A 26,310-nucleotide genomic window follows, 5' to 3' on the forward strand; every position below is an offset into this window, starting at 1 on the left:
ATGCCTCTAGTCAAAGTTGATGGCCAGGAGATCGAAGTACCGGCAGGCGCGACCGTCCTGCAGGCTTGCGAGCTTGCGGGGAAAGAGATTCCGCGCTTCTGCTATCATGAGCGGCTGACCATCGCTGGCAATTGCCGCATGTGCCTCGTCGAGGTGAAGCCGGGGCCGCCGAAGCCGCAGGCAAGTTGTGCGCTGCCAGTGGCCGAGGGGCAGGAGATCGTCACCAATTCGCTGACCGTGAAGAAGGCGCGGGAAGGGGTGATGGAGTTCCTCCTCATCAACCACCCGCTCGACTGCCCGATTTGCGACCAGGGCGGTGAATGCGATCTTCAGGATCAGGCGATGGCCTATGGCCGCGGCCATTCGCGCTTCGCCGAGAATAAGCGCGCGGTGACCGAAAAATATATGGGTCCGGTCGTCAAGACGATCATGACCCGCTGCATCCAGTGTACGCGCTGTGTGCGCTTCGCCGAGGAAGTCGCCGGAGTCGAGGAGATCGGAGCGATCAACCGCGGCGAGAATATGGAGATCACCTCCTATCTCGAGGGCGCGGTGACGTCGGAGCTTTCCGGCAATGTCGTCGATCTCTGCCCGGTCGGTGCGCTTGTGTCGAAGCCCTACAGCTTTGAGGCGCGGCCCTGGGAGCTTCGCAAGATTCCCGGCATCGACGTGATGGATGGGGTCGGCACCAACATCCGCATCGATGCGCGCATGCGGGAAGTGATGCGCGTTTTGCCCCGCATCAACGAGGACGTGAACGAGGAGTGGGCGCACGACAAGACGCGTCACGCGGTTGACGGGCTGCTCCGCAACCGCCTCGATCGGCCTTGGGTGCGGAAGGGCGGCAAGCTAGCGCAGGCGACTTGGGAAGAGCCGTTCGCGGCCATTGCCAAGGTCGCCAAAAGTGCGGGCAGCAGTGTTGCCGCCGTGGCGGGCGATCTGCTCGACGTCGAGACCATGTATGCGGCGAAGAAGCTGCTGCAGTCGCTCGGATCGAACCTGATCGAGGGGCGGCAGACCGGCCTTGCCTATGACGCGACGAACCTCGGCGCTGTCAGCTTCAATTCGACCATCGCCGGCATCGAGACGGCGGACGCGATCCTGCTCGTCGGCACCAATCCGCGCTGGGAGGCGAGCCTCGTCAACACCCGTATCCGCAAGGCCGTGAAGGCCGGCGCGAAGGTGTTCGGCATCGGTCCCGAGGTCGATCTCACCTATCCGGTCGAATGGCTCGGCAACGACCTTTCGCTGCTCCAGAAATTGCCCAAGACGGTTGCGGCGGCGCTCAAGGACGCTCTTCGTCCGGCGGTGATCGTCGGCGGCGCGGCACTCGCAGCCGAAGGAGGGCAGGCGGCGACGCTTGCGCTCGTTGATCAGTTCAACCTCAACCGGGTCGGCTGGAACGGCTATAACGTGCTTCACACCGTCGCGGCGCGGACGGGCGGGCTAATGCTCGGCTATGCGCAGCCGGGCGGCATGCGGGCGCTTGCCGAAGCGGCGCCAAAGCTGCTGTTCGTGCTCGGCGCGGACGAAATGGATTTCGCGCCGTTCGCCAAGAGCTTCAAAGTCTATGTCGGGCATCATGGCGACAAGGGCGCGTCCAGTGCCGACGTGATCCTGCCGGGCGCTGCTTACACCGAAAAGCACGGCATCTACGTGAACGTCGAAGGCCGTGTGCAATATAGCGAGCGTGCCGTCGATCCGCCGGGCGACGCTCGCGAGGATTGGGCGATCTTCCGCGCGCTTTCCGACGTGCTCGGTAAGCCGCTGCCGTTCGACAGCTTCCATGCGCTTCGCCAGCGCCTGTTCGAGGACTATCCCGTCTTCGCCAATCCGGGGTTGTTGACCTTCGACTGGGCGCCGCCCGCTCTGCCGGCGGTGAAGCTCGCCAAGGACAGTGCTGTCGCTTACCCGATCAAGGACTTCTACTTGACCAACCCGATCGCCCGCGCGTCGCCGACGCTGCAGCGCTGCTCGGCCGAGATCCTCCACGGCCAGACCTTCGCGGAGGCCGCGGAATGACCGAATGGTTCCAGGGCACGCTTGGCTACGGCTTCGGCTGGTTCGTCGCGACGCTTATCCTCATCCTGATGATCGCGCTGCCGCTGATGCTTGCGGTCGCGATGATCATCTATGCCGACCGCAAGATCTGGGCGGCGATGGCGCTCCGGCGCGGACCGAACGTGGTGGGGCCGTTCGGCCTCCTGCAAAGCTTTGCCGACGGTTTGAAGGTGTTCCTCAAGGAAACGATCATCCCGTCCGGCGCCAACCGCGGCCTCTTCATCATCGCCCCGATCATCACCTTCACGGTGGCGCTGATCGCCTGGGCGGTGATTCCGTTCGGGCCGGACATGGTGCTGTCCGACATCAATGTCGGGCTCCTGTTCCTGCTCGCGGCGTCCTCGCTGGGCGTCTACGGCGTCATCATCGCCGGCTGGGCGTCCAACTCCAAATATCCCTTCTTCTCCGCGCTCCGCGCCGCGGCGCAGATGGTGAGCTATGAAGTCTCGATCGGCTTCGTCCTCATTCCGGTCATCCTCTGGGCGGGCACGTTCAACCTCGGCGGGATCATCGCTGCGCAGGAGAGCCATGTGTTCTTCTTGAACGGCTTCGGCTTTAACCCGCTGCTTTTCCCGATGGCAGTGATCTTCCTCATCTCCTCGATGGCGGAAACCGCGCGTGCCCCGTTCGACCTGACCGAGGCGGAATCGGAGCTCGTTGCCGGCTATCAGACCGAATATAGCTCGATGAGCTTCGCGCTCTTTTGGCTCGGCGAATATGGCAACGTCCTGCTGATGTGCGCGCTCAATGCGACGCTCTTCTGGGGTGGATGGCTGCCCCCGATCGACTGGGAGCCGCTTTATGCGATTCCAGGCATCTTCTGGCTATTCCTGAAAATATTCCTGTTCTTCTTCATCTTCAGCTGGGTGAAGGCGACGGTGCCGCGCTTCCGCTACGACCAGCTGATGCGGCTCGGTTGGAAAATCTTCCTTCCGATCTCGCTGCTCTGGGTCGGCATCGTATCCGGCTATCTGATGATCGACCGTTACGGAGCGCTTTCATGAGCGTCGCGCATTACGCCAAGTCATTCTTCCTCTGGGAGTTTCTGAAGGCGCACTGGATCACCTTGAAGTATTTCTTCAAGCCCAAGGCGACCATCAACTACCCTTATGAGAAGAACCCGATCTCGCCCCGTTTTCGCGGCGAACATGCGCTTCGCCGCTATCCGAACGGGGAGGAACGCTGCATCGCCTGCAAGCTGTGCGAAGCGGTCTGCCCCGCGCTCGCCATCACGATCGAGGCCGAACCGCGCGAGGACGGCAGCCGCCGCACTACGCGCTACGACATCGACATGACGAAGTGCATCTATTGCGGCTTCTGCCAGGAAGCGTGCCCGGTCGATGCCATTGTCGAGGGGCCCAATATGGATTTTTCAACCGAAACGCGGGAGGAGCTGATGTACGACAAGGCGAAGCTCCTCGCCAACGGCGACAAGTGGGAGCGCGCACTCGCCGCGAACCTTGCCGCCGATGCACCCTATCGTTAAGCGGCCAGCCAGTTCAGGGGCACGACCGACCAAGTGATTCAGGCCTTCATCTTTTATCTGTTCGCAAGCCTTGTGGTGCTTTCCGGAGCGCTCACCATCCTTGCGCGCAATCCGGTGCACAGCGTGCTGTGGCTGATCCTCGCCTGCTTCAACGCGGCGGGGCTGATGCTGCTGCTCGGCGCCGAGTTCCTCGCCTTCCTTTTGGTCATCGTCTACGTCGGCGCGGTCGCGGTGCTGTTCCTGTTCGTCGTCATGATGCTGGACGTCGACTTTGCCGAGCTTCGCGCCGGCTTCGCCAAATACTGGCCGTTTGCGGTGCTGCTTGCCTTGGTGCTGCTGGTCGAGATCGGCGCGGCTTTGGTGGCATGGGACATGGGCGCGTTCGATCCCGGCGTTCGCGCTGCTCCGACTAATCCGCACACGCCTAATATCGAGGCGCTGGGGACGGTGCTCTACACGCGCTACCTCTTCATCTTCGAAGCGGCCGGCCTCGTTCTGCTCGTCGCAATGATCGGCGCGATCGTTCTCACCCACCGCACCCGCGGCGGGACGCGGCCGCAGAACGTGTCGAAGCAGATCCGCCGCCGTCCGGACGAAGCGACCCGCAACGTCAATCCCGGCGTGGGGCAGGGGGTGGAGCTATGATCGGCCTGGGCCATTATCTCGCCGTCGGCGCGATCCTGTTCGTGATGGGCGTGTTCGGGATCTTCCTGAACCGGAAGAACGTGATCGTCATCCTGATGGCGATCGAGCTCATCCTGCTCGCCGTGAATATCAACCTCGTCGCCTTCTCCGCCTATCTGGGCGACATGGTGGGGCAGGTGTTCGCGATGTTCGTCCTGACTGTCGCGGCGGGCGAAGCCGCCATCGGCCTTGCCATCCTCGTCATTTATTTCCGCGGCCGCGGCTCGATCGCGGTCGACGACATCAACCAGATGAGGGGCTGAGATGGACGTCCAGCTCATCGTCTTCCTGCCGCTGCTGGCGGCGATCGTCGCAGGGCTCGGCGGCCGCATCATCGGCCGCGTGCCTGCCAAGATCATCACCACCGGCGCATTGTTTGCGTCGGCGGCGCTCAGCTGGCCGATCTTCCTCGGCTTCATGGCGCACAGCGTCGAGCCCTATAACGTCACCATTCTGAAGTGGATCAGCTCCGGCGACCTGCAGGTGAACTGGTCGCTGCAGATCGACGCGCTCACCGCCGTCATGCTGGTCGTCGTCACCACCGTCTCCAGCCTCGTCCACCTTTATAGCTGGGGCTATATGGCGGAGGATCCGGATCAGCCGCGCTTCTTCGCGTATCTCAGCCTCTTTACCTTCGCGATGCTGATGCTCGTGACGGCGGACAATCTCGTCCAGATGTTCTTCGGCTGGGAAGGCGTCGGCCTCGCTTCCTACCTGCTGATCGGCTTCTGGTATCAGAAGCCTTCCGCCAACGCCGCGGCGCTCAAGGCCTTCGTCGTCAACCGCGTCGGCGATTTCGGCTTCTCGCTCGGCATCTTCGCGACCTTCCTCGTCTTCGGCACCGTCTCTATCCCGGAAATCCTCGCCGCCGCGCCGTCCATGGCAAACTCCACGATTGGCTTCCTCGGCCTCCGCGTCGATACGATGACCTTGATCTGCATCCTGCTCTTCATCGGGGCGATGGGGAAATCGGCACAGCTTCCGCTTCACACCTGGCTTCCGGACGCGATGGAAGGCCCGACGCCCGTCTCGGCGCTGATCCATGCCGCCACCATGGTGACGGCGGGCGTGTTCATGGTCTGCCGCCTGTCGCCGATGTTCGAGGTAAGCCCGACCGCGCTCACCATCGTCACCTTCGTCGGCGCGATCACGGCTCTGTTCGCAGCCACCGTTGGCACGGTGCAGAACGACATCAAGCGCGTCATCGCCTATTCGACCTGCTCGCAGCTTGGGTACATGTTCTTCGCGGCAGGCGTCGGCGCATACGGCGCGGCGATGTTCCACCTGTTCACGCACGCTTTCTTCAAGGCCTTGCTGTTCCTCGGCGCGGGCAGCGTCATCCACGCCATGCATCACGAGCAGGACATGCGCTTCTACGGCGGCCTTCGTAAGGAAATCCCGCTCACCTTCTGGGCGATGCTGTTCGGAACCCTTGCGATCACCGGCGTCGGTATCATCCAGGTGGCGGGGCTGCCGAGCTTCGGTTTTGCGGGCTTCTTCTCAAAGGATGCGATTATCGAAAGTGCCTTCGCGTCCGGCACGACTGCGGGCGGCATCGCTTTCGTCGTCGGTATTTTCGCGGCCCTGCTCACCAGCTTTTATAGCTGGCGCCTGATTTTCCTTACCTTCTTCGGCAAACCCCGCTGGGCGGCGTCGGAGCATATCCAGCATGCGATCCACGACGCGCACGGCCATGGCCATGACGCCCACGATCACAACGATCCTATCCAGGAGCATGCCGGCCACGACACGCGTCCGGACGAGGCGCATGCGCATGAGGTTCCGGCCGGCACCGGCGGCTATCATCCGCATGAAAGCCCCTGGACGATGCTGGTGCCATTGGGCGTGCTGACGCTCGGCGCGATCTTCGCCGGCATGGTCTTCCACCACGCCTTCATCGACCTGCACGAAGGCGCCGAATTCTGGGGCGGCAGCATCCATTTCAACGCGCATCTGATGGAGGACATCCACCACGTGCCTCTGTGGGTGAAGCTGTCGCCCGCGGTCGTGATGATCCTCGGTTTCCTCATCGCCTATGCCGCCTATATCCGCGACACATCGATGCCTCGGCGCTTCGTCGGCCAGTTCGGCGTCCTCTACCGCTTCCTCTATAACAAGTGGTTCTTCGACGAGGCGTATAACGTCCTCTTCATCCGCCCCTCGCTCTGGCTCGGCCGCGTCTTCTGGAAGCGCGGGGACGAGGGCACGATCGACCGCTTCGGACCTAACGGGGCGGCGGGCGTGGTCCGCGTCGGTAACCTTCTCACTTCGCGGCTCCAGACCGGCTATCTCTACACTTATGCGCTGGTGATGCTGCTCGGCCTCGCTGCCGCTGCGACCTGGGTCATGGCGCGATGAACGTTCTCGGTTTCCCGATCCTCTCCGTCATGCTGGCGGTGCCGATCGTCGCCGGCATCCTCTGCCTGTTCGTCAGCAGCAATGCCGCGCGTTGGGTGGCGCTTGCCGCGACCCTGATCGACCTCGCGCTGGGCATCCTCCTCTGGAACGCCTATCAGATCGGCGGGCCGCAATGGCAGTTCGTCGAGAATGCCGGTGCGTTCGGGCCGTTCGCCTGGAAGCTCGGCATCGACGGCATCGCCTTGATGCTGATCCTCCTGTCCGTCTTCCTGATGCCCTTCTGCATCCTCGCCAGCTGGTCCTCGATCGAGCACCGCATCCCGGAATATATGGCGAGCTTCATGCTGATGGAGACGCTGATGATCGGCGTCTTCGCGGCGCAGGACATCTTCCTCTTCTATCTGTTCTTCGAGGCCGGCCTCATCCCGATGTACCTGATCATCGGCATCTGGGGCGGTTCGAACCGCATCTACGCCAGCTTCAAATTCTTCCTCTACACGCTTCTGGGATCGGTGCTGATGCTGGTCGCAATGCTGTGGATGGTGCAGACTGCCGGCACGACCGACATCCCGACCCTGATGGCCTACGACTTCCCGCCTCAGGCGCAGACGTGGCTGTTCCTCGCTTTCTTTGCTTCCTTCGCGGTGAAGATGCCGATGTGGCCGGTCCACACCTGGCTACCCGACGCGCACGTGCAGGCGCCGACCGCGGGTTCGGTGATCCTTGCGGGCGTGCTCCTGAAGATGGGCGGCTACGGCTTCATCCGCTTCTCTCTGCCGATGTTCCCGGAAGCTTCGTCGCAGCTCTTCTGGCTCGTCATGGGCCTCAGCCTCGTCGCCATCGTCTACACCTCGCTCGTGGCGCTGGTGCAGCAGGACATGAAGAAGCTGATCGCTTATTCCTCAGTCGCGCACATGGCGTTCGTCACCATCGGCCTCTTCGCCTTCAACCGGCAGGGGCTGGAAGGCGCACTGATCGTGATGCTCTCGCATGGTCTCGTCTCGGGCGCGCTCTTCCTCTGCGTCGGCGTGATCTACGACCGGCTGCACACCCGCGAGATCGACCGCTATGGCGGCCTTGCCACCAACATGCCGGCTTATGCGGTGCTGTTCCTGCTCTTCACCATGGCCTCGATCGGCCTCCCGGGCACTGCGGGCTTCGTCGGCGAGTTCCTCAGCCTCGTCGGCGCCTACAAGGCGAACAGCTTCGTCGGCGCGGTGGCGACCACCGGCATCATTTTGGGCGCCGCTTACATGCTCTACCTCTACTGGCGCGTCTCCTACGGCGTGCAGCGTAATGCCGATGCCGCTGCAATGCCGGATCTGACGCGGCGCGAGCTTGCCATCCTCGCCCCCATCGCCGCCGTCGTGCTGTGGATGGGCATTTATCCTGAATCCTTCCTCGCGCCGATGCGGAACGATGTCGGCCTGCTTCTGGCCCGGGTTGAGCGGGCAGCGCCGGAAAGCGACGCGCACCTTGCGATGGGGAGCGCGCCCAAGGCGGCAGCGCCCGCTGCGCACGCGCCGGCGGCAGGAGGCCATTGATGAAAGAATCCCTCCTCCTCACGCTGCCCGAGTTGATCCTGACGGCCGGCTCGCTGATACTGCTGATGATCGTCGCCTGGGCGGGCGATAAGTCCGGCAAGCTGGTCACCTGGCTGTCCGTGCTGACGCTTGCCGTGGCCGCCTTCTTCATTCCAGGCGTCAACGACGCGGGCGCGATCGGCTTCGACGGCCTGTTCATCGCCGACAGCTTCGCTGCTTTCTCGAAGATCCTCGTCTATATCGCCGCGGCCGCTTCCATGCTGGCGGCTTTGGGCTGGTTCACGCGGGACCGCGACTTCCGTGCCGAATATCCGATCCTCGTGCTCCTCTCGTCGATTGGTATGGGCATCATGGTCTCGGCCGGAGATCTCCTCACCCTCTATATCGGCCTCGAACTGCAGAGCCTCGCCGCCTACGTCCTCGCCTCTTTCCAGCGGCGCGACATGCGCTCGGCCGAAGCGGGGCTCAAATATTTCGTCCTCGGCGCGCTTGCCTCCGGCATCCTGCTCTACGGCACGTCGCTGCTCTACGGCTTCACCGGCACGACCCTTTTCGCGGGCGTAGCGCTCGGGCTCGAGAACGGCGTCTCGACGGGCGAGCTGTTCGGCATGGTGTTCGTGCTCGCCGGCGTGGCCTTCAAGGTTTCCGCGGTGCCGTTCCACATGTGGACGCCCGACGTCTATGAAGGCGCGCCGACGCCGGTGACCGCCTTCTTTGCCTCGGCGCCGAAAGTCGCCGCAATGGCACTCCTCGCCCGCGTCTGCATCGAGGCGCTTGGGCCCGCCACGTTCGAATGGCGGCAGATCGTCATCTTCATGGCGCTCGCCTCCACCATCCTCGGCGGCGTCGCGGCGATCGGACAGAACAATATTAAGCGCCTGCTTGCTTACTCGTCGATCAACAATGTCGGCTTCGCGCTGATCGGCATTGCCGCCGGCACGCAGGCGGGCGTCGCCTCGGTCCTCTTCTACATGGCCGTCTATGTCGTGATGACGCTCGGCACCTTCTTCATCATCCTGAAGATGCGGGACGAAGCCGGCCAGCCGGTCGAAGGTATTGGCGCGCTCTCCGGCCTGTCTCGCTCGCGCCCCGGCCTCGCGCTCGCCATGGCGCTCTTCATGTTCAGCCTCGCCGGCATTCCGCCGCTGATGGGCTTCTGGCCGAAATTCTACGTCTTCAACGCGGCGGTCGAGGCGGACCTCACCTGGCTCGCGGCGGTCGGCATCGCGACCTCGGTGATTGGTGCCTATTATTATCTGAAGATCATCAAGATCATGTATTTCGACGAGGTTGCTCCCGCCTTCGAACGGCGCGGCTTCGGCGTCGAAAGCCTGCTCATCCTTGCCGCGGCTCTCTTCGTGTCGCCGCTCGGCTACCTCCTGATCGGGCCGTTAGATACCGTTTCGCGAAATGCTGCGGGGGCGTTATTCTAGAAGCCTGATCCATTGAGGGGGGACCGACATGCGCATCTTCTGCCTGACCATCGCTTCATTGCTTGCGGCCGCGCCGGCCTCAGCCGCCGCTCCCACGAAACAGGTTTCCCCGGCTCCCACTCCCGAGGCTCAGCAATTCTATGACAGCTGGGGCTTTTCCGGTGCGGTCCGAAGTGGTGACATGATCTATGTCTCCGGCGTAGTCGGCACCCAACGGCCAAACGAAACCGGTCCGGAGCAGGGGTTTGTCCGAGCCTTCGAAGCCCTTTCGAAGACGCTGGCGCTGGCCGGCGCCAGTTGGGACGATGTGGTGGATATGACCTCCTACCACACCGATCTCGGCGCGCAGATGGACGTCTTCCGGTCCGTTAAGTCGCGCTACGTGAAGGCGCCCTTCCCGGCTTGGACAGCGATCGGCGTCTCTCGCCTTGTTCCGGACAGGGGTCTCGTCGAAATCAAGGTGGTCGCCCGGGCCCCCGCCGCTCCGCCCCGGTAAGAATGATCAGGACGGTCGAGGAGACCGGCTCCACCAATGACGATATGGCGGCGCTCGCACGTGGGGGCGCGGCCGAAGGCCTGTGGCTCCGCGCCGAGCGCCAGACCGGCGGCCGCGGGCGGCAGGGCAGGGGCTGGCAGTCTCCGCCGGGCAATCTTTTCGCCAGCACCCTGGTGAGGCTCCAGCCGCACGATCCTCCCGCGCCCACGCTCGCGCTTGTCGCTGCCGTCGCTCTGCACGAAAGCTTGTCCATCGCAGCGTCCGGGCCGCAATTCATCATCAAGTGGCCGAACGACCTTCTGGTAGACGGGGCGAAGCTCAGCGGCATCCTGCTCGAACGGGCCGATGACGCCGTCATCATCGGCATCGGCGTCAATCTTGCTTTTCATCCGGAGGGGCTGGGACGGCCCGTCACCAGTGTTGCCGCACTGGTCGGCGCGGCTCCCGAGCCTGCCGCTTTCCTCGAGATACTGGCGGAAAGCTTCGCGCAATGGCTCTCCCGCTGGCGGACAGAGGGGCTGGAGCCGATCCGAGGCCGCTGGCTAGCGCACGCTCATCCGCTCGGCACTGCCCTTTCGACACCCGAAGGTGAAGGCATGTTCGATGGTCTCGACGAAAGCGGCGCACTTCGCCTCCGCTTGGCGGATGGCGCGTCCCGTGTCATTCACGCCGGCGACGTGTTCCTGATCTGAAGGCCTGATCCCAAATGTTGCTCGCCATCGATGCCGGAAACACCAATGTGGTCTTCGCCCTCATCGAGGGGCAGGAGATCAAGGCGCGCTGGCGGATCGCGACCGATCCGCGCCGGACTGCGGACGAATATGCGGTCTGGCTCCACCAGCTGATCGGGCTCGACGGACGCAGCAAGGCGGAGGTCGAGGCGGTGATCATCGCCACCGTCGTGCCGCGCGCGCTCCACAATCTCGAAGTGCTTGCCGAGAAATATTTCGGGGTGAAGGCGCTGGTCGCCGGCCGCGCACCGGTCGAATTCGGCATGGCCATCGACCTGCCGCAGCCGGAGACGGTGGGCGCGGACCGCGTCATCAACGCGCTTGCGGCGCATGAGGCGCATAAGGGCGACCTCATCATCATCGATTTCGGCACCGCGACTACCTTCGATGTCGTGGATTATACCGGCACCTATAAAGGCGGCGTGATCGCCCCCGGCATCAATCTCTCGCTCGACGCGCTCGTCGCCGCCGCCGCCAAGCTCCCGCGCATCGCCATCGAGGCCCCTGCCGAAGGGAGTGCCGTTATCGGCCGCAGCACCGAGGAGGCGATGCTGTCCGGCATCTACTGGGGCTATGTCTCCATGATGGAGGGCATGGTCGCGCGGATGAGACAAGAAATCGGCCGCCAGACGAAGGTGATCGCCACCGGCGGGCTTGCGCTTCTCTTCGACAAGCATACGAGCATCTTCGACGCGATCGAGCCGGACCTCACCATCACCGGCCTCGGAATGCTTTACGATCGGGCCAAGGGGCGCGCTTGAACCCTCCGCCTTCACGAATGTTGGAACAGCCATGAAACCCGGAAAAGAACTGCTCTTCCTCGCGCTTGGCGGCTCGGGCGAGATTGGGATGAACGTCAATCTCTACGGCTGCGACGGCAAGTGGATCATGGTCGATCTCGGCATGACCTTTGCCGATCCCGCCTACCCCGGCATCGACCTCGTCCTCCCCGATCTCGCTTTTATCGAGGAGCGGCGGAACGACTTGCTGGGCATTGTGCTGACGCACGGCCACGAGGACCATATCGGCGCCATTCCCTACCTCGCGCACGATCTCGGCGTGCCGCTTTACGCGACGCCTTTCACGGCTGGCCTGATTGCGGAAAAGCTTCAGGAGGAGGGCCTGACTGAGGACGTGAAGGTCAACGTCATCGATATTGGCGGGACGATGCAGATTGGGCCGTTCGGCTTCCGCTTCGTGCCGCTGGCACACTCGATCCCCGAGGGGAACGCGCTGCTTATAGAGACGCCTTACGGGAAGATCTTCCACACCGGCGACTGGAAGCTGGATGAGTTTCCGCAGCTTGGCGATCCGGCGGACGAGGGCGAGCTGATCAAGGTCGGCGATGAGGGCATTCTCGCGCTCGTTTGCGATTCCACCAACGTGTTTCAGGAGGAGGCTTCCGGCTCCGAAGAGGAGGTGCGGAAGGGCCTGGACGAGGTGATCGGCCGGGCGGAAGGCCGGGTGCTCGTCACCACCTTTGCCTCCAACGCGGCGCGCCTCCGTACGCTCGGCAATGTCGCCCGCGACACCGGGCGCCAGGTCTGCGTCGCCGGACGCTCATTGGATCGCATCCTCCGCGTCGCGAGGAGCGTCGGCTATCTGCTCGATTTCCCCGACACGATCGACTTCGAAGCTGCGATGCAGCTGCCGCGCCGCGAGGTGATGATCATCGCCACCGGGGGGCAGGGCGAATATCGCGCCGCGCTCGCCCGCATCGCCTTCGACCAGCACAAATTGAAGCTGGCCGACGGCGACCTCGTCGTCTTCTCTTCGAAGCAGATCCCCGGCAACGAAATCGCCATCGGCCGCATCCAGAACGAGCTTGCCGCGCGCGGCGTCCACATGATCACCGACCGGCAGGCCGACGTCCACGTGTCCGGCCACCCGGGCCGGCCGGAGCTTGCCGCCATGTATCGCTGGATCAGGCCGGAGATCATCGTGCCCGTTCATGGCGAGCTTCGCCACATGGCTGAGCATGACGGCTTCGCCCGCGCGAACGGCGTTCCGCGCGGCATCCTTCAGAAGAATGGCGATGTCATCCGGCTCGCGCCCGATGGCCCCAAGAAGATCGGCGAGGAGAGGGTAGGGCGCCTCATCCTCGACGGCGACGTGATCCTCGCCGCCGACGGCTCGACGATGAACGAGCGGCGGAAGCTTGGCCAGAACGGCACCATCTCGGTCGCGCTGGCGCTGGACGATGCCGACCGGGTGCAGGGCGGCGTCGAGATCAGCATCCAGGGCGTCCCGGTCGAAGAGGATCGCGAGGCTTTCCTTGAGGAAGCTTGCGAAGCCGCCGCTTCCGCCGCGCGTGCCAATAGCGGGCGCGAGGACAAATTGAAGGAAGGCATTCGCCTCGCCGTCCGCCGCTGCGCCACCGAATGGACCGGCAAGAAGCCGATCGTCGAAGTCCTTATCGTTCGCGTCTGAGACCAGAAAACAAGGCTTCGACAAGCTCGGCCGGAGCGGTAAGGAGGCGGCATGAAGCTAGGCTCGGCGCTCGCCATCTACGCACTATTCTGGGTGATGAGCTTTTTCCTCGTTCTGCCGTTCGGCGTCCGGACCGACGAGGAAGCCGGCGTTGAGCGCGCTGCAGGGCATGCGGAGAGCGCGCCGCATCGCTTCAGCTTCGGCAAGGCCGCGCTGCGCGCGACTCTGCTCTCAGCGTTGCTCTTCGCGCTTTTCTACCTGAACTATATTTACGGCTGGATCGGCGTCGGCGCCCTCGATTGGGCCGCGCCGCCCAAGGATTAGTTCCTGAGCCGCTCGATCGCCTGCGCGAGGGCGACGTAGAGCTTGCCCATGTCGGATGAGAGGATGGTGACGCCGAGCGCATTGCCGTCCCGATCCGCAAGGACGCGGCGGAGCATGGTTTCGAAATCGGCGATGTAGCGGTTCACCTGCTCGCGGAATTCGGCGTCCATTTCATAATATTGGCCCACCTCCCGCGCTTCCGAATTGTCGAGGAGGCGCACCGCGCGCCGCGTGAAGACGCCGCGGTCGCCCTTGAGGTAGGCCGCCCATTCGGCGTCGGTGACTTCGTTCGACAGTATCTTGGTGACGTCGATGGCGGTAGAATTGAGTGCTTCTATGAGGAGGGACACGCGCCGGGAGAAAGCCTCGCTGCTGGTCGCTTCCTCGGCGCGGCGCTCTTCCTCGATCCGCGCCTCGACCGCAGCGGCGGAGTCGCCGATGGCGAGCATCTGCCGGGTGAGGCGTTCCGAAGCCGCCCGTGCCGTTTCGGTGGCGCGTTCGGAAAGCGCCGAAAGCTCCTCGACCTGTGTTCTGAACGTCTCCGCAATGGCCTCGCCGATGGCGCGGCGGCTTGCTTCGCCGATCTCCGCGGCCGCGCCGGGGATGACGGCGCTGATCGTCTCGCGCGCGTGGTTCGCCGCCTGATTGGCGGTTTCGCGCACGCGCACCAGAGCGTCGATGAGCTGCGGCCCGGTCTCGCCGCCGATGCGGGCGGCCGCAGCGTCCGCGCCTTCCGCCGCCTGCCCAAGCGCCCTGAGCTGCTCTTCGGCGCCCGCCACATTTTCGCGGAGGCGGGCGAGGAGAGTGTCCAGCGCCTCCTTCTGGCGCGCGATGCTCGCCTCGGCGGCAGCGGCTTGGCTGGCCGCGTCGCAGGCGGCGACCTGCACCGCTTCCACGACCGGCGCCAATTCTTCCGCCGCGCGTTTGGTGCGCCCGGCCTGCGCCTCCACCTCGGACAGCGCCGAGGGAATGTCGCTCTGCAGCTGGCTGGTGATGCCGGTGAGGGCTCGCGCCATCTCCTCGGCGCGGCCGATCAGCTCCGCGGCGCGGTCCTGGCCGCCCGTCACCTCGTTCTGCAGCTCCTGCACGCGGCTGCGAAGCAGCTCGATGGAGCTGCCAAGCTGTTCGTTCTGGGTCCCGCCGGTTGCGCCGAGCGCCACAAATCTCTGGTCGAGCTCGGCAAGGTTGCTGGAAAGGCCGGACACGAGCGTCTGACTCGCCGCGTCCTGCGCAGCAAGCTGGCTCGCAAGCTGCTCGATCTGGCCGCTGACCTGCTCCAGCCGCTGGGCAAGGCTCCGGCCCGACGCTTCGCCGGCCGTTTCGAGTGCGACACGGCTCTGCTCGATCATCGCCAGCATGGCCTCACCCTGCGCCTGCAGGCTCGACCGTGCTGCCGCGACAGCCTCCGACGTGCGCACCAGGCTTTCGTCGACCGCGCTGGTCATGCTCTGGGTGGCGTCGTCGAGCTGAACCTTGGCGGCGGCCGTGCTGGTTTCGATCCGCTGGAGGTGCGCCGCGAGCCGCTGCGCCGTGCCGCCGACCACTTCGTCCGCCTCGCGTCCCCGAGCCACCAGCGCCGAAAGCTGGCTTTCGAGTTGCCCCGCCTCGCCGAGCGCCGCCAGCCCGGCCTGCTTCATCGCTTCGGCAACCGTCCGCGCCTGCTCCTCGGCCTTGGGAAGGTCGGTGAGCAGCACGCCGATGTCGACGCGCGCCGCATTGGCCGCGGCTTCGAGCTGCTCCGCCTTGCGGTCGAGCGTCACCGTCTCCTTGGAAATGTAGTGCGTCACCCGCCCAAGCCGGTCCGCGGCTTCGTCGCCAAGCTTCATCAGCTTCGCCGCTTCGCCGGTGAGGCGCGCATGATTGTCCTCGAGCTGCGTCGCGACGATCTGGAGGATGCTCTGCAGCGCCACGCTTTCGCGGTGCATCTCGGCAACGACGGCGCGGAAGCGCTGCGTCTCGCGCCGGGTCGTCTTGCCGAAGATCAGCCAGATGAGGGCGAGGAGGATGAGCGGCCCCGACACGAGGGCTACGGAGGTGACGATGCCGGGGAGCGTCGGCTGCCGGAATGTCGGGATCAGCGACCACACCGCGAATGCGAGCCAGGCGAAGGCGGCAAGCCCCAGCAGCACCGCCAGCGCCTTGAGCCCGCCCGACATCTCGCTTTCGATCGGCACCGCGGGCTCATAAACCTCGTCGGCCGAGCCGAGCCAGGCGTTTGAGCCGTTATCCTGGGCGACGCCTTCCGGCTCCGCCTCTGCGCGCTGTGCCCCTGTGATCATGCCGCTACTCTATCATCTTTCCGCCGCCGGGGAAGTGGGACTTGGGCGAGGCGAGCCACCCTTTCCGTGCGGTGAGCTGCTCTTTCCAAAAACGCCTCGCGAAGCCTACGGTGAGGCATGGGGAGGGATTCACCGCCGATGACGCTGGCCGCGCTAATCTGCGCCTATCATGAGAGCGAGGAGATTGGCGGGCCGCTTCGCGCCACCCTGCCGCTTGCTGGCCGCACCCTGATCGAGCGGCAGGCGCGGATCGCCGCCAATGCCGGCGCGCGGCCGATTATCGTCGCGGTGGAGCGGCAGCCGCCCGAACTCACCGCCGCCATCGATCGGCTCCGTGCCGAGGGACTCGATATGCTGATCGCCCGCACCGCCGGCGATGCGGCCAAGGCCGTTCAGTCTTCCGACCGCCTGCTGCTGATGGCGGATGGGCTTCTTGCCGACGAGGACGAGGTGCAGCGGCTGGTATCCTTTGAAGGGAATGCGCTTCTCACGGTGCCCGATCTCCGTTTCGACGAGCAGTTCGAGCGGATCGACGCCGACTCGCGCTGGGGCGGCCTTGCGCTCATCGACGGGCAGACGCTGAAGCATACAGCCGCCATGCTGCAGGACTGGGATTTGCAGTCGACCCTGCTGCGGCGCGCGGTGCAGGGCGGGGCGCGCCATCTCTCGCTGAGCGGCGATCCGGTAGCGACGCGGCTGCTGGTGGCGGAGCGCGGGGCGGACCTTGCGGACCTCGAAAGCCGCATTCTCGAACATGCCAGCGCCTATCAGACGGACTGGGTCTCCCGCTATCTGCTCGCGCCGCTGGAGCATGCGGCGGTGCGGCGGCTGATGCCGACCGGGGTCACGCCGACGCAATTGTCGCTGCTCGGTCTCGTCCTCAGCGGTCTCAGCGCAATCTCCTTCTCCCGATCCTGGCTCTGGGCCGGGCTCGTCCTCTTCCTGCTCGCGACGCCGCTCGCCGGCATGGCGGAGCGGCTCGGCCGCCTCCGCTTCCACGGACGCCAGCCCGACGTCTGGCTCTCCCGTCTCACGCCCGTCGCAGCGGCCGCCGCGCTTCTTGCGCTCGGTTATGCGCTGACGCCTCTAAGTGGCTGGGGCTGCATGGTTTTGACGGTCGCCGCTATCGCTTTCCTGGTCGCGCTTGCAGGGGAAAGGGCGCCTCGCGGCACACGCGCCGGGGCCTTCCTTGCCGAACCAAAGGGCATGGCTTGGCTGATGCTGCCCTTTGCCGCCACCGGACAATGGGCGGCGGGGCTCGGCGCGCTGGCGCTTTATGCCGCCGGCTCCTTCTTCTGGGGGCAGCGGCAAGTCCATGGGCCGAAAGGGCTCTCGCCAAAGGATTAGCGGCGTTTTAACCTTGTCTCCGCTAGGAACGACCGATGTCCGACCGCGGGTTGAAACAGCCGGAACCCATGGGCGACGCCGCGCGGCTGTTGCTTGCCGCGGCGCGTGAGCGCTTCTCGGTCGCGGCGACGGACATCCTGCTTCCCGAACAGTCGCGCCTTACCGAATGGCAGCGGCTCACTGCCTCGGCCCTTTTGCTCCGCCTCGTCCGCAGCATCGAAGACGATCTTCGCGCGCGGCTGGCAGGGCAGTTTCGGGACAATGAAGCCATCTATGCAGCTTTGGGCGCGACGCGGCTGGAGATCGCGCTTCCGCTGCTGGAGCGAGCGCAGGTGCTTCGCGACGCGGAGATCGGCACCATCCTCGTCCGCCGGGTGGAGGAGCATCGCTTCTGGAAGGAACATGCCCGGGCCGACGAATATCTGTCGGAGCTGATCCGGGATGATGACGACGGCATCGCCGCCGAAGCCATGACGTTGCTGATCGCCCGTAGCCGCCGCTTCGACCGCTTTCAGGAGCCGGTGATGGGCCACACGGACCTGCCGGCCGAGCTTCAGCACCGCCTCGTCTGGATGATCGCCGCCGCGCTTCGCCAATATCTCGTCCAGCAGCACAAATTGCCTTCGGGCCAGGCCGATGCGGCTATTTCCGCTGCCGCTGGCGACGTGATCGCGGGTCATGACGAGAGCCACGGCCTCGAAGCGACGGCCATGCGGCTCGCGCGGCGCCTTCATCAGGCGGGGCGGCTCGAAGGCACGGACCTCTCCCGCATCCTGGAGGAGGGGCAGCTGCCGCTGTTCGTCGCCGGCCTCGCCGTGCGCTGCGGGCTCGACTATGCGTCGGCCTGGGAAATCCTCTCCGATCCGCATGGGCGCGGTTCGGCCTTGATGCTCCGCTCCGGCAACATCCCTCGGGACAGCGCCGCCTGGATCCTTTTGCTCCTCAACTCGCGGGGCAAGCTCTTCTCGGGCGCGGAAGGGGATGCCGCCGCGGCGCAGCTCGACCTGTTCGACGGCACTGGCCAGCCCGCCGCGGAGGACGTGCTTCATCTCTGGCGGGTCGACCCCGGCTACCGCGCCGCCATCACCCGGCTTTCGACCCGCAGCCGTTCGGGCTCCGAAGCAGCGTGAGCGCCGGCGTGGCACCCGAACTCATGACCGTACGGGCGACGCTCGACGGCGATTGCCGCCTCATCACGGCCGATCCGCAGCTTGTCGACCTCCACCGCCGCGCGGGCGGCAGGGAAGGGGGCGTGCTCGCTGTGCCGCAAGTGGCAGCGCTGGCCCGGCTCGCCCGGCGCTTGGGCGTGGTGATCTCGCGCGGCGCCATTGCCGCGGACGGCGACCGCGATCTTGAACTGTGGGTGCGGGCGGAGCCGGCGGGCGACCGGATCGAGCTTTCGATCGGCGGCTGGACCGAACGGGCGGCGCATCGCCCCATCTCAGGGCCCGCGGCCGAGCAGGAGGCGGATTTCGTCCGCGCGGCCGTCGACTGGACCTGGGAGACGGACGAGACGCTCCGCTTCACCGCGCTTGGCCCGGGCGCGGCGCAGGCGACCGGAAGGCTTCCCGCCGAACTCACCGGCGAGCAGCTCACCAGCCTTTTCCGCTTCAAGGAACATGAGGACGGCTCGCTCCCGATCCTCAACGCGCTTGCCGAGCGCCGCCGCTTCGACGACCAGCTTGCCGAGCTTCGCATCGGCACACGAGAGGCCTTCACCCTCAGCGGCGTGCCGCTGATCGACGGCGCCGGGCGCTTTGCCGGCTTTCGCGGCTCCGCCACCAGTATCTCCGCCTCGCTTCGGGACGCTGCCGCCAATGATGTGACGCCCCCCGCGCAGGAGGAGCACGACCTCACCGCTTTCGGCGAGCGGATCGACAAGGCCCTTCGCGACCCGCTCGACCACATCATCCATTATGCCGAGGATATCGAGGCGCAGAAGGAAGGGCCGCTTCAGCCCGATTATGCAGGCTATGCGGGCGATATTGCCTCGGCGGGGCGCCACCTCCTGACCCTCGTCGACGACCTCGTAGACCTGCAGGCGATCGAGCGCCCGGACTTCAAGCCGGCCTCTGACCCGATGGACCTCGCTGAGGTGGCGCGACATGCCGCCCAGCTCCTCGGCGTCCGCGCGTCCGGCAAGAGCGTCACCATCGAAGCGCCGGCCGAGGCGCTAAAGCTTCCCGTGCGCGGCGAATATAAACGCGCGCTCCAGATCGTGATGAACCTCGTCACCAACGCGATCCGCTACTCGCCGGAAGGCGGCACGGTGAGGATCGCCGCGTCGGCGCAGAAGGGCGTCGGCTCGATCTCCGTCGCCGATGAAGGAAAGGGCATCGCCCTCGCCGACCAGCAACGCATCTTCGAGAAATTCGAACGGGTGGACGCCAGCGAGCCGGGAGGAACCGGCCTTGGTCTCTACATCGCGCGCCGACTGGCCGAAGCGATGGGCGGCACTCTCGCCGTCGACAGCGCTCCGGGCGAGGGCGCCCGCTTTACCTTCGGCTTGCCACTGGAACGCCGCCGCTAGGTCAGCGCTGGCCGACCGGTACGTAATCGCGCTGCGTCGGGCCGGTGTAGAGCTGGCGCGGGCGGCCGATCTTCTGGTCGGGGTCGGAGATCATTTCGTTCCACTGCGCGACCCAGCCGACGGTGCGGGCGAGCGCGAAGAGGGCGGTGAACATCGACGTTGGGAAGCCGATCGCCGACAGGATCACACCCGAATAAAAATCGACGTTCGGATACAGCTTCTTCTCGATGAAATAGGGATCGTTGAGCGCAATCTGCTCGAGCTCCCGGGCCACGTCGAGGACCGGATCGGAGATGTTGAGCTCCTTCAGCACTTCCTCGGCGGTCTGCTGCATCACCTTCGCACGCGGATCGTAATTCTTGTAGACGCGGTGGCCGAAGCCCATCAGGCGGAACGGATCGTCCTTGTCCTTGGCGCGGGCGATATATTCCGGAATGCGGTCGGGCGTGCCGATCTCGCGCAGCATGTTGAGCGCGGCTTCGTTGGCGCCGCCATGCGCAGGGCCCCAGAGGCAGGCGATGCCCGCCGCGATGCACGCGAAAGGATTGGCGCCCGACGAGCCCGCAAGGCGGACGGTCGAGGTGGACGCATTCTGCTCGTGATCGGCATGGAGGATGAAGATCCGGTCCATCGCCCGCTCGATGATCGGGTTGACCTCATATTGCTCCGCCGGAACGCCGAAGGTCATGCGGAGGAAGTTGCCGGTATAGGACAGGCTGTTGTCCGGATACATGAACGGCTGCCCGACCGAATATTTATACGCCATCGCGGCGATGGTCGGCATTTTCGCGATCAGCCGGTGGCTGGCGATCATCCGCTGCTTCGGATCGGTGATGTCCGTGGAATCATGATAGAAAGCGGAAAGTGCGCCGACGACGCCGCACATGATCGCCATCGGATGCGCATCGCGCCGGAAGCCGCGGTAGAAGGTCGAAAGCTGCTCGTGCAACATCGTATGGCGCGAAATCGTGTAGCCGAACTTGTCCAGCTCTCCCTGCGTCGGAAGCTCGCCATTCAGGAGCAGGTATGAGACCTCCATGAAGGTCGAATGTTCGGCCAGCTGATCGATCGGATAGCCGCGATGGAGCAGGATGCCCTGATCGCCGTCGATATAGGTGATCGCGCTCTCGCAGGCCGCGGTCGAGGTGAAGCCGGGATCGTAGGTGAAGGCGCCGGTCTGGCCATAGAGCTTCCGGATATCGATGACGTCGGGCCCTACGCTTCCCGATTTGACCGGATAATCGAATTGCTGCCCGCCAAGATCGAGTTTCGCGCTGCCGTCGGCCATATCTTCTTCCTTACTTCGTCATCCGGTCGGCGATGCGGGCGAGGCTTTCGGCCTTGCCCAGCAGCACCAGCACATCGAAAATGCCGGGCGATGTCGCCCTGCCGGTGAGCGCCGCCCGGAGCGGCTGCGCCACCTGGCCGAGCTTTACGCCCGCGCCTTCCGCCACCTCCCGAACGGCCTGCTCCGTCGCCTCGGCCGACCAGTCCGCGATTGCGGACAAGCGGGCATGGACGAGGGCGAGCAGGTCCGGCCCTTCGCCCTCTAGCAAGGCAAGAGCGCGTTCGTCCATGTCGAGCGGCAGTGATTTGAAAAGAAACGTGCCGCCTTCTGCAAGTTCATTGATGTTTTTGGCGCGGGGCTTCAGCCCCTCCATGGCGCGGGTGAGGAGCGCCAGCTCGTCGTTCGACAAAGCGCGGTCCAGAAGCTGCTCGATCTTCGCGCCGGCAAGCCCCGCTAGCCGCCCGTCGGACGCTTCGCGGATATAGTGGCCGTTCAAGTTCTCCAGCTTCTTGATGTCGAAGCGGGAGGGCGAGCGACCGACATGATCGAGGTCGAACCAGCGTACCGCATCCTCGCGGCTGATGATCTCGTCGTCGCCATGGCCCCAGCCGAGCCGGAGCAGGTAATTGGACAGGGCTTCCGGCAGGATGCCCAGCTCATGATAGTCCATGACGCCGGTCGCGCCGTGCCGCTTAGACATCTTGGCGCCGTCCTGACCGTGGATCAATGGAACATGGGCGTAGGTCGGCTCCGGCCAGCCCATCGCCTTGATGATTCCGAGCTGCCGGAAAGCGTTGTTGAGGTGATCGTCGCCGCGGATGACGTGGGTCACCCCCATGTCGTGGTCGTCCACAACGACCGCGAGCATGTAGGTGGGCGTGCCGTCCGAACGGAGCAGGATCATGTCGTCCAGCTCGCTATTCTGGACCGTGACTTCGCCCTGCACCTTGTCGTGGATCGTGGTCGCGCCTTCCTTCGGCGCGCGGAGGCGGATGCTGAACGGCATGCCCTCCTGCTCAGGGCCGCATTCGCGGTCGCGCCAGCGGCCGTCATAGCGGAGCGGCTGCTTGTTGGCGCGCTGCTCGGCCCGCATCTGCTCAAGCTCCTCGGCCGTCGCATAGCATTTATAGGCATTGCCGCTGGCGAGCAGCTGGTGCGCCACCTCGGCATGCCGCTCGCCGAACTGCGACTGGTAATATTCCGGCCCGTCCCAATCGAGCCCGAGCCAGCGCATGCCCTCGAGGATCGCTTCGATCGCCGCCTGGGTGGACCGCGCCCGGTCCGTATCCTCGATGCGGAGCAGGAACTTGCCGCCGTGATGACGCGCGAACAGCCAGTTGAAGAGCGCGGTGCGCGCGCCGCCGATATGAAGGAAACCGGTGGGCGAGGGCGCAAAGCGGGTGACGACGGGGGTGCTTGCGCTCACGCGCACATTCTCCAAGGATGCGGCCGATGGCCAGTGACGGACGCGCCCCTAGCATAGCGGATGCACCGCTACAAACGGGCGTGGGGAGGTTCTTTTCGCGGGCTTCGGAGCGACTGGAGAGGCTGTTCGAGGCGGAGCGGGACCAGCTTCCGCTCTGGCTTCCGGTGGGGCTGGGGCTTGGCATCGCGGCTTGGTTCGCGCTTCCGGACAGCGCAAGCTGGACGGCGTTCCTGCTCGCATCGGGTGCGCTCTTCTTCGGCTTCCTCACGGCGGGCGGGACACGCTGGGGAAGGGCGCTCGCCATCTTCTCGCTCGCCGTCGCGCTCGGCTGCGGCCTCATTTGGTGGAAAGCGGAACGCGCCGCAGCCCCGCGCCTCGAACGTGCGCAGATGGCGGAATTCGCCGCTGCAGTGCAAAGCTTCCAACGTGTCCCGGCCAAGCAGTCTGTGCGCCTCATCGTCTCCCCCGTCGAGGCTCCCAACCTGCCGACGAAGCTCCGTATCAACGTGGATGAGGAGAAGGCGCGGAATATAGCCCCGGGCTCGACGATCCGCCTCAGGGCCTGGCTGATGCCGCCAGCACAGATGGCTGTCCCCGGCGCCTATGATTTCGCCCGCGTCGCTTGGTTCCAAGGGATCGGCGGCACCGGCCGCGCCTTGGGCGAGAATGAACTAATTTCGCCGCCGAGGACGCAAGGCTTCGTCGCGCGGATCGCGGCTGCACGGCAGCGGCTCGCCGACCATGTCGGCTCCCGCCTCGGCGGAGGGGAAGGCGGCATCGCCACCGCGCTGGCGACCGGCGATCAGGGCGCGATCTCGGAAGAGGATGCCGAAGCGATGCGCCGCTCCGGCCTCGCCCATCTTCTCTCGGTCAGCGGCCTCCACCTCACGGCCGTGGTCGGAGCGGTGATGCTGCTGACGCTAAAGTTGCTTGCGCTCAGTCCCACGCTCGCGCTCCGCTGGCCGCTCGTCCTGATCGCGGCCGCGGCGGGTGCGACAGCGGGCATCGCCTATACGCTGCTCACCGGCGCGGAGGTGCCGACCGTCCGCGCCTGCGTGGCGGCTTTGCTGATCCTGCTCGGCCTGGCGCTCGGGCGTGAAGCCTTCACAATGCGGCTGCTCGCGGTTGGCGCGCTTATCGTGCTCCTCTTCTGGCCGGAATCGCTCGCCGGCCCCAGTTTTCAGCTCAGCTTCGCCGCCATCGCCGCAATCGTCGCACTCCACGAGCATCCGAAGGTGAAGGCGCTCCTCTCCCGCCGGGACGAAGGCTTCCTCCAGCGCTCGGGACGCTTCCTCCTCGGCCTCATCCTCACCGGCCTAGCCGTCGAGATCGCTTTGGCGCCGATCGCCCTCTACCACTTCCACAAGGCGGGCTTTTACGGTGCGCTCGCCAATATCGTCGCCATCCCGCTCACCACCTTCATCGTCATGCCGCTGGAGGCCTTGGCGCTGCTCTTCGACTTGGCTGGCCTTGGCGCACCCTTCTGGTGGCTGACCGGCAAGAGCCTGTCGCTTCTGCTCGACCTCGCCCACGCCACTGCGAATGCGCCGGGCGCTGTCGCACTGCTCCCGACCATGCCGCGCGGCGCCTTCGCAATGATGGTGCTCGGCGGCCTCTGGATCTGCCTCTGGAAGACACGCTGGCGCCGCTGGGGTCTGCTGCCCGCCCTCGCAGGCGCTACCTGGGCCGTGTCCACGCCCGCACCCGATCTTATCGTCACCGGCGACGGCCGCCACCTCGCCATCCGCACCTCATCCGGCGGCTTCGCCCTGCTCCGCGGCCGCGCCGGCGACTATGTCCGCGACATGCTTTCGGAAACATCTGGCTATGAAGGCGAGCTGCTCAGCATTGAGGATCTTCCCGCCGCCGCCTGCAGCGCCGACCTCTGCGCCGCCGACATCGTGCGGGACGGCCGCCGCTGGCGCCTCCTCGCCACCCGTAGCCCGCGCTTCGTCGAATGGAAGGACATGGTCCGCGCCTGCGCCGGGGCCGACATCGTCGTCGCCGACCGCCTTCTTCCCCGCGCCTGCAGCCCCCGCTGGCTTAAAGCCGATCGCACCTTCCTAGCCAAAAGCGGCGGTTTCGCCGTCACCCTCGAAGAACAACCTCGCGTCACCACCGTTGCCGAACGTGTGGGCAGCCATCCTTGGGCAAGGTGATGTCCGCCTCCGCTACCCCCTACGCAGGGTAGCGCCTAATGCTCCGACTTCACGCAAGCGACCTCGTTGCCACTCGGGTCTAGAAACTGGAAGCGGCGTCCCCCCGGAAAGGCGAAGATGGGGCGAACGATCTCCGCGCCCGCGGCTTTCACTGCTTCGAACGCGGCTTCAAGGTCCTCGACTTCGATCACCGGCAGCGGCGCCTTGGTTGCTTCCGCCGGGTCCGCCTGCAGGCCGATATCGGTGTCGCCGGTGATCGTCGCTGCGTAGGTCGGCCCGAACTCTGTCAGCGACCAGCCGAACACCTGCTCGTAGAAGCTCTTCGCCGCGCCGATATCCCGCACCGGCAGTTCGACATAATTTAACCGTGCCATCGTCAGTAGCGCCGCAGTAGTCCGGCGAGGCGGCCCTGCACCTGCACTTGCTCGGGCCGGTAACGCTGCGGATCATAGCTGCGGTTGGCGGGATCGAGGCGGATCATCTGGCCTTCCCGGCGGAAGGTTTTCAGGGTCGCTTCCTCATTGTCGATCAGTGCCACCACGATCTCGCCGTCGCGCGCCGTGTCGGTCTTGCGAATGAGGGCATAGTCGCCGTCGAGAATGCCTTCTTCGACCATGGAATCGCCGGCGACCTCCAGTGCATAATGTTCGCCAGGCCCAAGCAGGGCGGCAGGAACGGCAAGGCTTTCCGTTCCCTGCAGCGCCTCGATGGGGGTGCCCGCCGCGATCCGGCCGTGAAGCGGGATCTCCATGATGTCGTTGGCCGCGATCGGGATGCTCTTCGGCGCATCGTTTCGGTTTGCCGCCTGCGGCACCGGCGCCGCGGCGTCCGGCATTCGCAGCACTTCCAGCGCCCGCGCCCGGTTCGGCAACCGCCGGATGAAACCGCGCTCCTCAAGCGCCGAGATGAGCCGGTGCACGCCGGACTTGGACTTGAGCTCCAGCGCCTCCTTCATCTCCTCGAACGAAGGCGACACGCCGTTCGTGGCGAGATGGCCATGGATGTAGCGGAGAAGCTCATTCTGCTTGCGGGTCAGCATTGTTCCGGCTCCCTAAGAAGGAACGAATGTGGAACACCTATGAAACGTTACGGATGCTTGTCAAGCGGCAGATTTCGAGAGGTGTGCTGCGCCTCAGGCCAACGCTGCCTTTCTTGCCAGCTTCAGGAACGTAAAGAGCAGCTTGTGGCCATATTCGGAGGCGACGCTTTCCGGATGGAACTGGATGCCGTGGATCGGGAGATGCGCGTGCCGCATGCCCATCACGCAGGCATCGGGTGCCGCCGCATTGATGATCAGCTCCTCCGGCAGTCCTTCCTCATCGACGTCCAGCGAATGGTAGCGGGCCGCGGTGAACGGGGAGGGGATGCCGTCGAAAACGCCGGTCCCGTCATGCACGACTGGGCAGGTCTTGCCGTGCATGATCTGCTTGGCCCGCTTCACGCGTCCCCCGAAATGCTGCGCGATCGCCTGATGCCCGAGGCAGACGCCGAGCAGCGGCTTTTCCGCCTCGGCGCATAGCCCGACCAGCTCCAGCGAAATGCCCGCTTGATCAGGCGTGCCCGGGCCGGGTGAGATCAGGAACGCCTCGGCGCCCGCGGCCATAGCCTCGGCGGCGCTGATCTCGTCGTTCCGGGCCACCTCTACCTCGGTGCCCAATTCCTTCAGATAATGGACCAGGTTCCAGGTGAAGCTGTCATAATTGTCGATGACGAGGATCAAGGCGCCCGATCCCG

23 protein-coding genes are annotated in these 26,310 nt (G+C 65.2%); 17 read left to right on the forward strand and 6 right to left on the reverse strand.

The annotated features are described in order from the left end of the window. Genes nuoG through VGD10_RS10070 form a run of 13 tightly spaced genes read left to right on the forward strand, consistent with a single transcriptional unit; the run spans position 1 to position 13,547 of the window. Entirely contained in the window at positions 1 to 2,022 is a 2,022-nt protein-coding gene (gene nuoG / locus VGD10_RS10010) for an NADH-quinone oxidoreductase subunit NuoG (protein WP_331040676.1), read from the forward strand. Beyond that, positions 2,019 to 3,065, forward strand: a complete 1,047-nt coding sequence (gene nuoH / locus VGD10_RS10015; protein WP_331040677.1) for an NADH-quinone oxidoreductase subunit NuoH — start codon at positions 2,019 to 2,021, stop codon at positions 3,063 to 3,065. Before nuoG ends, nuoH begins: the two co-directional genes overlap by 4 nt. After that, the gene (gene nuoI, locus VGD10_RS10020; RefSeq protein WP_331040678.1) at positions 3,062 to 3,547 is read left to right on the forward strand and encodes an NADH-quinone oxidoreductase subunit NuoI; all 486 of its coding nucleotides are present in this window, start codon (positions 3,062 to 3,064) and stop codon (positions 3,545 to 3,547) included. The genes nuoH and nuoI overlap by 4 nt, the downstream gene beginning before the upstream one ends. A gap of 33 nt (positions 3,548 to 3,580) precedes the next feature. Continuing rightward, positions 3,581 to 4,192: an NADH-quinone oxidoreductase subunit J gene (locus VGD10_RS10025; RefSeq protein ID WP_331040679.1), complete on the forward strand. Its 612-nt coding sequence runs from the start codon at positions 3,581 to 3,583 to the stop codon at positions 4,190 to 4,192. After that, positions 4,189 to 4,494, forward strand: a complete 306-nt coding sequence (nuoK, locus tag VGD10_RS10030) for an NADH-quinone oxidoreductase subunit NuoK (RefSeq protein ID WP_331040680.1) — start codon at positions 4,189 to 4,191, stop codon at positions 4,492 to 4,494. The genes VGD10_RS10025 and nuoK overlap by 4 nt, the downstream gene beginning before the upstream one ends. Position 4,495: 1 nt before the next feature. Continuing rightward, complete coding sequence (gene nuoL, locus VGD10_RS10035; protein ID WP_331040681.1) at positions 4,496 to 6,589, forward strand: NADH-quinone oxidoreductase subunit L; 2,094 nt, start codon at positions 4,496 to 4,498, stop codon at positions 6,587 to 6,589. Continuing rightward, positions 6,586 to 8,133, forward strand: coding sequence for an NADH-quinone oxidoreductase subunit M (locus VGD10_RS10040; RefSeq protein WP_331040682.1), 1,548 nt, complete (start codon positions 6,586 to 6,588; stop codon positions 8,131 to 8,133). The genes nuoL and VGD10_RS10040 overlap by 4 nt, the downstream gene beginning before the upstream one ends. Further along, the gene (nuoN, locus tag VGD10_RS10045; protein ID WP_331040683.1) at positions 8,133 to 9,566 is read left to right on the forward strand and encodes an NADH-quinone oxidoreductase subunit NuoN; all 1,434 of its coding nucleotides are present in this window, start codon (positions 8,133 to 8,135) and stop codon (positions 9,564 to 9,566) included. The genes VGD10_RS10040 and nuoN overlap by 1 nt, the downstream gene beginning before the upstream one ends. Positions 9,567 to 9,594: 28 nt before the next feature. Beyond that, positions 9,595 to 10,062: a RidA family protein gene (locus VGD10_RS10050; protein WP_331040684.1), complete on the forward strand. Its 468-nt coding sequence runs from the start codon at positions 9,595 to 9,597 to the stop codon at positions 10,060 to 10,062. A gap of 2 nt (positions 10,063 to 10,064) precedes the next feature. After that, a complete protein-coding gene (locus tag VGD10_RS10055; RefSeq protein ID WP_331040685.1) occupies positions 10,065 to 10,754 on the forward strand; it encodes a biotin--[acetyl-CoA-carboxylase] ligase in 690 nt (229 codons plus the stop codon). Positions 10,755 to 10,768: 14 nt separating this feature from the next. After that, a complete protein-coding gene (locus VGD10_RS10060) occupies positions 10,769 to 11,554 on the forward strand; it encodes a type III pantothenate kinase (RefSeq protein ID WP_331040686.1) in 786 nt (261 codons plus the stop codon). Between the two features lie 31 nt (positions 11,555 to 11,585). Beyond that, positions 11,586 to 13,223, forward strand: a complete 1,638-nt coding sequence (locus tag VGD10_RS10065) for a ribonuclease J (RefSeq protein WP_331040687.1) — start codon at positions 11,586 to 11,588, stop codon at positions 13,221 to 13,223. Positions 13,224 to 13,274: 51 nt separating this feature from the next. Beyond that, complete coding sequence (locus VGD10_RS10070) at positions 13,275 to 13,547, forward strand: DUF1467 family protein (protein WP_331040688.1); 273 nt, start codon at positions 13,275 to 13,277, stop codon at positions 13,545 to 13,547. On the opposite strand, the gene VGD10_RS10075 is transcribed toward VGD10_RS10070, so the two are convergent. Next, positions 13,544 to 15,826, reverse strand: coding sequence for a hypothetical protein (locus VGD10_RS10075; RefSeq protein ID WP_331040689.1), 2,283 nt, complete (start codon positions 15,824 to 15,826; stop codon positions 13,544 to 13,546). The genes VGD10_RS10070 and VGD10_RS10075 overlap by 4 nt on opposite strands. Before the next feature lie 138 nt (positions 15,827 to 15,964). Between VGD10_RS10075 and VGD10_RS10080 the strand changes: the two genes are divergently transcribed. The 3 genes from VGD10_RS10080 to VGD10_RS10090 are packed head-to-tail and all read left to right on the forward strand — an operon-like array spanning position 15,965 to position 19,703. Next, positions 15,965 to 17,173 (forward strand): hypothetical protein, encoded by a 1,209-nt coding sequence (locus tag VGD10_RS10080; RefSeq protein WP_331040690.1) that lies wholly within the window; start codon positions 15,965 to 15,967, stop codon positions 17,171 to 17,173. A gap of 35 nt (positions 17,174 to 17,208) precedes the next feature. Beyond that, the gene (locus tag VGD10_RS10085) at positions 17,209 to 18,303 is read left to right on the forward strand and encodes a DUF2336 domain-containing protein (protein ID WP_331040691.1); all 1,095 of its coding nucleotides are present in this window, start codon (positions 17,209 to 17,211) and stop codon (positions 18,301 to 18,303) included. Positions 18,304 to 18,311: 8 nt separating this feature from the next. Beyond that, complete coding sequence (locus tag VGD10_RS10090; protein ID WP_331040692.1) at positions 18,312 to 19,703, forward strand: HAMP domain-containing sensor histidine kinase; 1,392 nt, start codon at positions 18,312 to 18,314, stop codon at positions 19,701 to 19,703. Position 19,704: 1 nt separating this feature from the next. Here the strand turns inward: VGD10_RS10090 and VGD10_RS10095 are convergent, their stop codons facing one another. Next, positions 19,705 to 20,991 (reverse strand): citrate synthase, encoded by a 1,287-nt coding sequence (locus tag VGD10_RS10095; RefSeq protein ID WP_331040693.1) that lies wholly within the window; start codon positions 20,989 to 20,991, stop codon positions 19,705 to 19,707. A 10-nt stretch (positions 20,992 to 21,001) separates the two neighbouring features. Continuing rightward, positions 21,002 to 22,423: a glutamate--tRNA ligase gene (gltX, locus tag VGD10_RS10100; RefSeq protein WP_414639523.1), complete on the reverse strand. Its 1,422-nt coding sequence runs from the start codon at positions 22,421 to 22,423 to the stop codon at positions 21,002 to 21,004. A gap of 20 nt (positions 22,424 to 22,443) precedes the next feature. On the opposite strand from gltX, the gene VGD10_RS10105 reads away from it, so the two are divergent. Then, positions 22,444 to 24,576 carry a ComEC/Rec2 family competence protein gene (locus VGD10_RS10105; RefSeq protein ID WP_331040695.1) on the forward strand — a complete coding sequence of 711 codons (2,133 nt, stop codon included), beginning with the start codon at positions 22,444 to 22,446 and terminating at the stop codon, positions 24,574 to 24,576. 35 nt (positions 24,577 to 24,611) lie between these two features. Here the strand turns inward: VGD10_RS10105 and VGD10_RS10110 are convergent, their stop codons facing one another. The 3 genes from VGD10_RS10110 to VGD10_RS10120 form a co-directional block, all read right to left on the reverse strand. Beyond that, on the reverse strand, positions 24,612 to 24,950 hold the full coding sequence (locus tag VGD10_RS10110) for a VOC family protein (protein ID WP_331040696.1): 339 nt from the start codon (positions 24,948 to 24,950) through the stop codon (positions 24,612 to 24,614). A 2-nt stretch (positions 24,951 to 24,952) separates the two neighbouring features. Continuing rightward, positions 24,953 to 25,615 (reverse strand): transcriptional repressor LexA, encoded by a 663-nt coding sequence (gene lexA / locus VGD10_RS10115; RefSeq protein WP_331040697.1) that lies wholly within the window; start codon positions 25,613 to 25,615, stop codon positions 24,953 to 24,955. A gap of 93 nt (positions 25,616 to 25,708) precedes the next feature. After that, positions 25,709 to 26,296: an aminodeoxychorismate/anthranilate synthase component II gene (locus VGD10_RS10120; RefSeq protein ID WP_331040698.1), complete on the reverse strand. Its 588-nt coding sequence runs from the start codon at positions 26,294 to 26,296 to the stop codon at positions 25,709 to 25,711. Positions 26,297 to 26,310 lie beyond the last annotated feature (14 nt).

The organism is Allosphingosinicella sp. (assembly GCF_036402135.1).
In the GTDB taxonomy this organism is placed as follows: domain Bacteria; phylum Pseudomonadota; class Alphaproteobacteria; order Sphingomonadales; family Sphingomonadaceae; genus Allosphingosinicella.